12 protein-coding genes and 1 pseudogene are annotated in these 9761 nt (G+C 39.7%); 8 read left to right on the forward strand and 5 right to left on the reverse strand.

Going from position 1 to position 9761, the window contains the following annotated elements; all coding sequences use genetic code 11:
- Positions 1 to 273 precede the first annotated feature (273 nt).
- The 3 genes and pseudogenes from istA (at position 274) to istB (ending at position 2339) form a co-directional block, all read left to right on the forward strand.
- Positions 274 to 1308 (forward strand): IS21 family transposase, encoded by a 1035-nt coding sequence (gene istA, locus A4E54_RS00165; RefSeq protein WP_240085170.1) that lies wholly within the window; start codon positions 274 to 276, stop codon positions 1306 to 1308.
- Positions 1293 to 1535, forward strand: coding sequence for a Mu transposase domain-containing protein (locus tag A4E54_RS00170; RefSeq protein ID WP_240085169.1), 243 nt, complete (start codon positions 1293 to 1295; stop codon positions 1533 to 1535). Before istA ends, A4E54_RS00170 begins: the two co-directional genes overlap by 16 nt.
- Positions 1498 to 2339: pseudogene (gene istB / locus A4E54_RS00175) on the forward strand (IS21-like element helper ATPase IstB). The gene A4E54_RS00170 and the pseudogene istB overlap by 38 nt, the downstream one beginning before the upstream one ends.
- Before the next feature lie 57 nt (positions 2340 to 2396).
- Here the strand turns inward: istB and A4E54_RS00180 are convergent.
- Genes A4E54_RS00180 through A4E54_RS00190 form a run of 3 tightly spaced genes read right to left on the reverse strand, consistent with a single transcriptional unit; the run spans position 2397 to position 3216 of the window.
- Complete coding sequence (locus A4E54_RS00180; RefSeq protein WP_282442416.1) at positions 2397 to 2531, reverse strand: hypothetical protein; 135 nt, start codon at positions 2529 to 2531, stop codon at positions 2397 to 2399.
- Between the two features lie 23 nt (positions 2532 to 2554).
- Positions 2555 to 2956 (reverse strand): phBC6A51 family helix-turn-helix protein, encoded by a 402-nt coding sequence (locus A4E54_RS00185; RefSeq protein ID WP_240085167.1) that lies wholly within the window; start codon positions 2954 to 2956, stop codon positions 2555 to 2557.
- Positions 2957 to 2964: 8 nt separating this feature from the next.
- The gene (locus A4E54_RS00190) at positions 2965 to 3216 is read right to left on the reverse strand and encodes a helix-turn-helix domain-containing protein (protein WP_282442415.1); all 252 of its coding nucleotides are present in this window, start codon (positions 3214 to 3216) and stop codon (positions 2965 to 2967) included.
- A 455-nt stretch (positions 3217 to 3671) separates the two neighbouring features.
- On the opposite strand from A4E54_RS00190, the gene A4E54_RS00195 reads away from it, so the two are divergent.
- From A4E54_RS00195 to A4E54_RS00215, 5 genes are all read left to right on the forward strand, one after another.
- The gene (locus A4E54_RS00195) at positions 3672 to 4685 is read left to right on the forward strand and encodes a hypothetical protein (RefSeq protein WP_240085165.1); all 1014 of its coding nucleotides are present in this window, start codon (positions 3672 to 3674) and stop codon (positions 4683 to 4685) included.
- Positions 4686 to 4707: 22 nt separating this feature from the next.
- Positions 4708 to 5646 (forward strand): DUF1848 domain-containing protein, encoded by a 939-nt coding sequence (locus tag A4E54_RS00200; protein WP_240085164.1) that lies wholly within the window; start codon positions 4708 to 4710, stop codon positions 5644 to 5646.
- 623 nt (positions 5647 to 6269) lie between these two features.
- Positions 6270 to 6548, forward strand: a complete 279-nt coding sequence (locus tag A4E54_RS00205) for an AbrB/MazE/SpoVT family DNA-binding domain-containing protein (RefSeq protein ID WP_240085163.1) — start codon at positions 6270 to 6272, stop codon at positions 6546 to 6548.
- Positions 6545 to 6805: a hypothetical protein gene (locus A4E54_RS00210; RefSeq protein ID WP_240085162.1), complete on the forward strand. Its 261-nt coding sequence runs from the start codon at positions 6545 to 6547 to the stop codon at positions 6803 to 6805. Before A4E54_RS00205 ends, A4E54_RS00210 begins: the two co-directional genes overlap by 4 nt.
- A gap of 217 nt (positions 6806 to 7022) precedes the next feature.
- A complete protein-coding gene (locus tag A4E54_RS00215; RefSeq protein WP_286723617.1) occupies positions 7023 to 7844 on the forward strand; it encodes an N-acetylmuramoyl-L-alanine amidase in 822 nt (273 codons plus the stop codon).
- On the opposite strand, the gene A4E54_RS15715 is transcribed toward A4E54_RS00215, so the two are convergent.
- Entirely contained in the window at positions 7828 to 8220 is a 393-nt protein-coding gene (locus A4E54_RS15715) for a CBO0543 family protein (protein WP_240085049.1), read from the reverse strand. The genes A4E54_RS00215 and A4E54_RS15715 overlap by 17 nt on opposite strands.
- Positions 8221 to 8626: 406 nt before the next feature.
- On the reverse strand, positions 8627 to 9761 hold a 1135-nt coding region (locus A4E54_RS00220; protein ID WP_286723619.1), incomplete at its 5' end, for a uridine kinase family protein.

Here is a 9761-nt window from a genome sequence, read left to right on the forward strand (position 1 = left end):
ATACCCCTCCCTCCTGGGAAGAGTATAACATAAAAATAAGTTTTATTATAGATTCAGTGTTAACAAACTACTAGTTATATGAGTCCTGTTCCGAATGTCCTTGACCTGGAGCTTTAAAATATCCGAAACACGCAATCCCGTATTAATCCCCATTGTAAAAAGGATATAGTCCCGGTCTGACTGCCGTTTAAGGATTCTGTCATTGGCGGTGGTAAAATGACCCCATATGGCGGATGAAAATTGACCCCCCTCCAATAAAAAGGAGGTAACGAAATGGGTCAAGCGGAAACCTTCTTCCATGATAATGAACATGGGAGAGAGAACCAGATGTTAACACAGGATCTATGGACCGAGATCCGCGTCATGCGCAAAATGGGGAAATCTATCAAAAAGATCTCCAGAGAGCTAATGATTAGTAAAAACACTGTCAGAAAAGTATTACGCAATGAGCTTTATAAACCATATCGACGGAAAAACTGCAAACCGGGCCTGCTGTCAGAATTTATGCCATTCCTTATTGAACGGGCTCCGCAGTTGGACTTTAATGCCACCAATCTCTTTAGGGAACTGAAAAAGTTAGGCTATACCGGAGGCTACACCCTGGTTAAAGAGGCGGTGCGCCCACTCCGGGAAACCCACCGCCAGCTTGAGGCGGCAACAGCCCGCTTTGAAACCCCTCCCGGACTGCAGGCGCAGGTGGATTGGGGCAGCAAGAAGATCATGCTCGGAGGTTGCCTAACCAGAGTCTGCATCTTCGTCATGGTACTGGGCTTCTCCAGGGCCATATATGTGGAGTTCACACTAGATGAAAAGCTGCCCACGCTGATCGCCTGCCATGAGCATGCGTTCGCTTGGTTCGGAGGTATTCCGGAGGAGATTCTCTATGACAACCCTAAAACCATTGTCCTTGACCGGGCTACTGCAAATGCCAGGATCAATCCTAAGTTTGAAGACTTCTGCCTTTACTACGGCTACACTCCCCGGCTATGCCAGCCTTACCGCGCCCGCACAAAAGGTAAGGTCGAGTCGGGTGTGAAGTACGTCAAAAGGTCATTCCTTGCCGGGCAGGAATTCCCATCACTGGCCTCTGCCAACGAGCAGGGCTTGGTCTGGATCAGGGAGGTGGCTGACCAACGAATCCACGGCACTACCCACGAGCAGCCGGCAGCACGTTTCCGGCGGGAAAACCTCCGCCCCCTTACCAACAGACCGCCATATTTTTTACAAGTTTGGCAGATGCGCAGGGTGGCCACCGACTGCTTGGTTTCTTATACTCGGTGCCCTGGAGATATGTGCATCAGACTGTAGAGTTGCAGGAGCGTGGTGACCTGATATCTATCTACCACCAAGGCGTGCTGATCGCCACTCACCGAAAGGCAGAAAGCAAGCACCAAGTAATTATAGATATGGAGCACTATTGGGGCCTGTCAAATAAACATGATGCCACAAAGAAGACAGCTCCTCTGCCGGAGGTCGAGGTCAGAAGCCTGGATGTCTATGCATCACTGGCTGAGGGAGGTGTTCTCGTTGGATAACCCGCAACTTCTCAGAATTCAGGAAAACCTCAAAGTGCTGAAATTGCACCGTACTAGCCAGCAACTCGAAATGCTACTCCAGGAAGCGAGCAAGAACGAGGTGTCATACTCCGACTTCTTGGACAAGCTGTTGGAGGAAGAGATCTCCCTCAAGCATGAGAAGCATATGGCCCTAAGCACCGCATTGGCCAAGTTTCCTTACATCAAGACCCTGGAGTCGTTCGATTTTTCATTCCAGCCATCTATAGATCCGAAGATCATCCGTGAGTTGGCTACCTGCTCCTTCATCGACAGGGCGGAGAACTTGATCCTGCTGGGCCCTCCAGGTACGGGGAAGTCGCACTTATCAGTGGCTCTGGGGTTGAAAGCCATCCAGAAAAAGTACCGGACACTCTTCATCCCGGCCACTGCTCTGATTGCTTCTCTGAACAAGGCATACGCCGAGAACCGCCTGGAGGAAAGGCTCAAATTATACTGCGTTTCCAAACTGTTGATAATAGACGAGATCGGCTATGTTCCGGTTGATGTCCACGGTGCCCATCTCCTGTTCCAGTTAATCTCCAGGAGGTATGAGAGGGGTTCCATTATTTTGACCAGCAACCGCGGCTTCGGGCAATGGGGAGAGATCTTTGGTGATACGATCATCGCCACCGCCATCCTAGACCGCTTGCTTCACCATAGCACCGTCATCAACATTAAGGGTGAGTCCTACCGGTTAAAGAGAAGCAACGCGCCGGACTGATTAGAAAATCGCTGGATGTATCTTTAGCTGAAGGGGGTAGTCTATTACCAACCCTCTCCTAGACTATCTTTTTTAAACTGGGGGGGGGGCAAAATTCAAGTGCCAAAAAGGGTCAATATTCAAACGCCATTGACAGATTCTTTATTTTGGGTTATTTTTTGCTCCAGATCCCTTCGCTGGTCGTTAAGGGTGGAGATAATTAATTGGTACTTGGACTCTGTTTCTTTGGACTCGTTCATTTTTTCTTGGAACATTTGGATACCCTCCATTTCCGTAGTTAATTATCCATGCTGAATTTATCATCGTCGTCGGTAAGTCCTAATTGCCGCCGGAGTTCTTCTATTTCGGCCTCAATATTGGCGTTACTCCTGGGATCATCGTCCTCGGCTTTAGACCTTGCCATTATATCGAACCCCTCGCGGATAAGTCCCAATGTTTTAAGGTATAATTCAATACTCTTGTTGTTCCCTGCTATGGCCTTTTTCGTTAACGTGTCAAGCACCAGGGGTAATGAGTCACCCATGATCTCAATGCTCCTTCTTCGTTGTTCGGCTTGAAACTCCGGGAGCTTCCGCCACCTCCCCAGAGTTCTTACAGAAACACCCACAGCCTGGGCGATCTTGGAGTATTTTACGTTGGAACCTCGCTTTACCAATAGGAACTCTATTGCTGTTTGCATCTGAGTGGTTAACTCACCTTGCTTAACAAGTTTTGGATGTCACTTTTTTCTATCCCCCCTTCTTTTACAACGTGGGCAGCAACCGTTAGAACTGAAATAATCAGATCATCTGCGGCAAATTCATCACGAATTTTCGACTCTACTTCCGGCGTAATTACCCTGGAGCCGTGTTCAATTCGGCAGAGATAGGACTGGGATATATTCAATCTTTGAGCGAACTCCTTCTGGCATTTTAAGATTACTGCGAACCATGCGAACAATATTACCGTTCAATATCAATAGACTCTTCACCCCTTGCATTAAAATTGACATTGAGGCACATTAAAAAAGGCGACCGGCCTCGTTGTTGGAGCCAATCGCCTTTGAAAGGAGAGTCTGCCGAATGATAGGAGAAAAATCTGCTCTCTATTATACATATGTTTCTAGCATTGCTTTTTACAAGTTACATATATTATTCTCTTGACCTTAAAACAACTGCCCCTGCTCCTCGACCAACTCCCAAACTTGATAATAGTTTATCCCTTCTACAAGGCAGCATATATTCGTCTCATCTCTAATTCCTGCATAGGATTAATGTATAGTATTTACTGTGTTGTTATTATCTTGTATTTATTTTATATTGCTATCTTTTTACACAAACAAGAAGGAAAAGTTAATTTCTTGTGGTAAATATTGCTATACCAGATACTATTTCATTCAATGGAGGAGAGTATTATTGATAAATGCAAACCCATATCTTGAACGATATTTATTTGAGAAACTAGGAGCTTATTATGAGATCAATCCATTTGAAGCCGGATGCAACTTAAATAACGATGAAGAATCCACTAAACGCTATTTAGGTACTTATTTTCCAAGAAGTTATGTTGAATCTTACCATATCTATCAAAATATTCTAAATCAACTCATGTTAAATTCCCTAACAGCAAATCAAACTATAGAGATTCTTGACATTGGTTCGGGAACGGGTGGCAACTTATTTGGTTTATTAACTGTATTAAACGAACGAATAAAAAATGCTACTATTAACATACACTCTATTGACGGAAACCCTATAGCACTCAATTATCAAATAAAAATGTTAACTGACTTTTATAGTTACTGCCCGCAAAATGGAAATAATATTTATCTCAATCACTACTCCAAAAATTTCCCCAACAAGAATTATATCATTCCTCTGATAGATAGATTGAATTTTAATATAGGATTCGATATAATACATAGCTTTAAGTTCGCTAATGAGTTTTATAATCAAGATAGCATTCTAAACCATGGTACATATTTAGAAATGTTAAGAGTTGGGCATCAATACTTGCGTCCCAACGGATTAATGCTAATTGAAGATATGACTAATGTGGTAGGCAATAGCGATTTTAATGCTATTATTATGAGCAATGAATGCAAATATTTTTTTAACAATTATGAGATCGACTTAGTTTATATACTTCCAAAATCTTGTGCCCTGTGGTATAATATATGTACAAATTCAAGTTGTTATTCAAAAATAGAATATACAATATCGCATAGGGGTATTAGAAGAGATATTTCCAAGGTTACTTTTAGACTTTTTGTTAAGAACCCTTTAGTCCAACAACTTTTTAACCTAATCGCTAGTCAGGGTATTAATTGTTATCAAATATCTGAAAGAAATTATTGTGAGGGTTCAACTTATAGGTGTGGTATTGATTTTCCCCCAAGCAACGTTGTAGCTGATGCATTTTTCCTATGAAATATTAGAAAGGAACAGATAAATGATTTTTAGTGTTAGTAGAAGAACAGACATACCTGCCTTTTATAGTAAATGGTTTTACAACAGAATTAAAGAAGGTTTTGTTTTAGTAAGAAACCCAATGAACAGTAAGCAGATTAGCAGGATAGACTTAAACCCTGAACTAATTGATTGTATTGTATTTTGGACCAAAAATCCAAGGCCGATGCTAAAATATCTCCATTTATTAAATAAATATACTTATTATTTTCAGTTTACTTTAAACTCATATGACAAAACAATTGAAGTTAATCTACCGAGCAAAAAATCTATAATAAATGATTTTATTCATTTATTCATTACATTAGGGAAGAATAGAATAATCTGGCGTTACGATCCTATTTTAATTTCGGATAAATTCAGCAAAGAATATCACTACAAATGGTTTGAATATTTGTGTAAGCTTTTACACCCATATACAAATAAATGTGTAATAAGTTTTATTGATGTCTATGCAAAAGCTAAAAGAAACCTAAAGCATATAAACTTGAAATCTTTAAGCGATTTGGATATGTGTGAAATCTCTTCTCAACTTTCTAAAATAGCTTATAATTATGGGTTAATAATTGAAACATGTTCTGAGATGATAGACTTTGAGAGTATTAAAATACAACATGGAAAATGCATTGATGATATGTTAATTTCTCAGCTACTTGGGGAGAAGATAGTCATAGAGAAAGATCCAAATCAGCGAGAGATTTGTGGATGCGTGAAAAGTATTGATATTGGAGAATACAACAGTTGTAAACACAGTTGTCTATATTGTTATGCAAATTTTAATCAAACTATGGTATCCAGGAATTGGGCCTCGCATGATGATGAGTCACCCATATTAATTGGACAGATAAATGATAATACAAAGATTCACAATAGACCTATGATATCTTACCGTAGTAAACAACTCAGATTTTTTGAAGAATAAATGTAGAAGATAATCCACCCACGAGGTTAAAGAAATCAACAACTTACTATCGAATATTACTTTAATAAGCCCCCGAATGAATTAATCTGCTTAACAATACGTTCATTCAATATTTTTTCGTAGAACTTTTTTAATAATAATAATTTCTACAAATTTAATATTCTCTTGCAAAAGAGTAATGCTACTGTTAAACTGTCATCAGCAGGACAATCCTCGTTTTACAAACCATGATGTATCCAAATTTCACGAAAAATATGTTCCGTAACAATCCACGGAAGGATACAGCCACAAGGCTTCCAGCGATTTTCGCGTGGCGACGCCAGACGAATTTCGTTTGAGGGGCGTGTGGGCAACCGTACGGGTTCAAGTCCCGTCTCCGACACCAAAGCCTTTAAAAATAAGGACGAAGGATTTATTCACGTCCTTATTTTTTTGTGGCGTGTTGGATGGTTAAAATAGGCGTATTCAATAAAATAAGGGAAAAACGTTGAGGAGGCTAAAAATGTTGGGAGGCAAGATATTCCAAAATCTCTGTTAAAATCCTTTAAATTAGTGGATATTTTCATTGGGTTAGAATATAATAAAGTAAGAAAGTTAAACTTTATTATTTGGAGATGAAGAACATGCTAGTAGAAATAAAACAGAAATCCCAGGTGACAATTCCTAGTGAACTAGTGAAAAAACTCAAGCTCAAACCTGGCGATAAGTTAGAAATAGAAGAGAAGGATGGTTGTTTGATTATTACCCCCGTTTCCATTATTCCCCGGGACCAGATGTGGTTTTATTCTAAAGAATGGCAAGCGGATGAACTGAAAGTCGAACAACAAATACGGGAAGGCCGGGTAAAAACGGCTAAAAGTAAAGAGGAACTATTGAAAGGGCTGGGGTTGGATGAACTATGAACCTATACTACTCTGAGCTTTTTGCCGATAAAGTTAAGCAGCTTTCGCTAGAAGTAAAAGAAGTATTGAAGAAAAAGCTTGAACTGTTGATGGAGAACCCTCGTCATCCTTCGCTTCGCACTAAAAAAATACGGGGGCAAGAGCGTATATTTGAGGCAAGCATTACCATGGAAATTCGTATGACCTGGGAATATACAGAAGACGGCATTTTATTAAGAAATATCGGGGAACATGATAAGACCTTAAAGAACCCATAAAGTTTATTCTAGCGTATTATTTAATCTATTTGTAGAAAAAGCAATATTCGAGTTGAAAATACCTGAGCTTCATTACCCTTTTATTTTTTAAAACGTGTATTCCTGACGCTTCCTAAATGAAATGACCCAACCAGAAAAAAAGAATGCTGAAAAAATGTTAAAATATCAGAAGAAACGTGGATTGATATAAATATTTGAGCAAGGTTGGTTTTGATAAATGAAAAAAACATTATTTATTTGTTTGCTGATTACGCTTTTTATGTTAGGAGGAATTATATACTACGATTTATATCTTAAAAGCAATATATCAAATCAAGCTCCTCAGACAACTGAAGCGAATATCCCACAGCCTGATTCAGAGGACCCGGCACAAACACCAATTGATAATATCCCGGTTAATAGGATTAATGATGTCAACCAGCCAAAGCCATCTGATATTGGGTTGCAAATTATCTATAAGCCGGTTTTATTAACTGATTATCGCAAGCAGTTAGCTCGTGAATATGCCCAAATGCACTACGGTGAGCCATTTGATACAATTATACCTCAAGCTATAGTAATCCATTGGACAGCATCAAATAGCATGCAAGCAGTTTACAATTATTTTTATGGCGAGGAAGCAAGCACGGATCGGGAATACGGAAAGTTAAATTTAACTTCACATTATCTTGTTGATAGAGATGGGACCATTTATCAGCTAACACCGGAAACTAATCTGAACCGGCACGCGATAGGGTTGAACTGGTGTTCAATTGGAATAGAAAATGTCGGGGGCGTAAACGGTAACCAGGATTTAACAGACGCACAGCTTGAATCAAATGAAAAGATTGTACGACATTTAACAAGTAATTATCCGTCAATCAAATATTTGCTTGGGCATTACCAGCAAGACCGCACTAAAAAAGCAGGGCTGTGGAAAGAAAATATAAGCGAATATTATGCGGATAAACCTGACCCCGGCCCCGTTTTCATGCAAAGTCTCATAAATAAGGTTAATGATTTGAAATTAGTTACGTTTCCAATTATTGAGCCCTCTTGACAATTGATTCTAAAAGCCATTTTAGAAAAACGGCCATAAAAATATAAATTGGTAATGAATAAATATGTTTCCACACAACTGGCTCATATAGTTCTAGCCACACTAAAATAGGTTCAAAAACAAAAGAATTTAAAAGAGATATTCCTATCGAAGCGAAAATAAACGATTTCCACTTGGGGAAATATTGATACATCAGCATGTAAATCATTGGCAGAAATACTAGATTCACAGGTATCATGGGTGGTAATAAGGGTAAAATCATAATCGGATATCGCCAAAATCCAAGAGCGAAACCAGCGACATCTAAAATATTGGAAAATAAGGACACCATAAGCCCGTAGGTTACAATCCGGAGCAACCTTTTTTTATCAACCAATATCCACCAGGCGATAATAAAGAAGATAACCGTTATTACTGCAGCCCACCAGCTAAAGGAGAATACAGCTTCTTTTAACCATAACTCTAAGAGGGAGCTTCTTAGAGCCCCGTTTTGTTCTTGGATTTTTTGCCATAAATAATTGTTTTCAATATTTTTTACTAAAGAAAATTGAATTAAAATTGAGTTAAATATTTCCTTCGTAAATATCCTGCTCCCATTTGATTCGGTAGTTTAGTTGAGTTTTTCTATAACAATATTATTTACAGACTTGGAAATAATATTTGACGAAAAATTTTTTGTCTAATATCCGGGAGTAAGGATGATAGTAAAAAAATAGATAAGGCGGGTAAGCCATATAAAAATATGGTTGCATTGTCCAGGGGGCAGGTAGTTAATCTCTGGATCAATCTGAATAAATGCTCCCGCCAATAAATTCTCTAAGAATGGAATTGAAAGGAATTTTGGCAGAATCCATCGGCTTAAAAAATGACAACAGGTTCATCAGCCGCTCTTTTGTAGCATAATGAGGAGAATCTTTACTGACTTTCTCCAGGGAAGCCTCCGCGAAGGGGCGCAAGACGTTTAGCTCATAGAGCAAACTTGAATTAAACATTACATCACATTCTTCCTGGTATTTAAAGACGCTCTTGATTTCACCCTTGCGCACATTGTCCCACTGGTTGAAGGTGGTATCGGGATTTAATCCTCTAAACCGGTCGTCTCTGACCATTCTGCGGATCATCCTAACCTCCGTGGTGGGAATCCTGTTCATTATGTCGATGTTGAGTTCGAACAATGCGCTAATGTAGATCTTAAAAAAAAGGTTTCTGCTTATGTTGGGCAGCAGGCTGGGATTTAACGCGTGAATACCTTCAATCAAGAGAATTTCATCAGGTTTCAGCTGCATGGTTTTTGTTTTGTGGCTGCGGCAGCCGGATACAAAGTCGAAAATTGGGGTTTCCACAGTTTCCCCTTTGATGAGATCTTTTATCTGTTGTTGCATTAGCTTAAGATCAAGCGCTTGCAAGGCATCAAAATCATACTTGCCGTCTTTATCGCGCGGAGTCTGTTCCCGGTTTAAAAAATAATTGTCCAGTGAAAGAGGAATCGGCTTTAATCCATTGACCCGCAACTGAGTGGAGAGCCTGCGCATAAAAGTTGTTTTTCCTGATGAAGAAGGGCCTGAGATGAGGATCACTTGCACAGCGCGGCGCTGTTGAATAATCGTATCGGCGATATCGGAGATTTCCTTTTCCTGCAAGGCTTCCGCAATGCTGAGCAGTTCCATGCTGTGTCCAGATGCGATATATTTATTCACGTCGGGAACAAATTCTAATTCAAGATTATCCAGCCACTTGCGGGTTTTATCATATGTCTCAGCCAACTTTTGGGGCAGGGTAAAAGGTTTTACTCCTTCTTTATTGATTTCCGTAAAGTCTATAATAAAACCCGAAGAAAAGGGAATTAATCTAAAGTTGTCAATCTTTGAAGAACGATTATTCGCCGGATACAATGCTTTGATAATGGTATTGCCCACC

Source organism: Pelotomaculum sp. PtaB.Bin117, assembly GCF_002067195.1.
Taxonomy (GTDB): Bacteria; Bacillota; Desulfotomaculia; order Desulfotomaculales; family Pelotomaculaceae; genus Pelotomaculum_D; species Pelotomaculum_D terephthalicicum.

What these genes read in the sequence shown, in the direction of transcription:
- istA (WP_240085170.1), top strand. Translation starts at nt 274, where the DNA reads ATGGGTCAAGCGGAAACCTTCTTCCATGATAATGAACATGGGAGAGAG.
- A4E54_RS00180 (WP_282442416.1), bottom strand. Translation starts at nt 2,531, where the DNA reads ATGTTCCAAGAAAAAATGAACGAGTCCAAAGAAACAGAGTCCAAGTAC.
- A4E54_RS00185 (WP_240085167.1), bottom strand. Translation starts at nt 2,956, where the DNA reads ATGCAAACAGCAATAGAGTTCCTATTGGTAAAGCGAGGTTCCAACGTA.
- A4E54_RS00200 (WP_240085164.1), top strand. Translation starts at nt 4,708, where the DNA reads ATGATTTTTAGTGTTAGTAGAAGAACAGACATACCTGCCTTTTATAGT.
- A4E54_RS00205 (WP_240085163.1), top strand. Translation starts at nt 6,270, where the DNA reads ATGCTAGTAGAAATAAAACAGAAATCCCAGGTGACAATTCCTAGTGAA.
- A4E54_RS00210 (WP_240085162.1), top strand. Translation starts at nt 6,545, where the DNA reads ATGAACCTATACTACTCTGAGCTTTTTGCCGATAAAGTTAAGCAGCTT.
- A4E54_RS00215 (WP_286723617.1), top strand. Translation starts at nt 7,023, where the DNA reads ATGAAAAAAACATTATTTATTTGTTTGCTGATTACGCTTTTTATGTTA.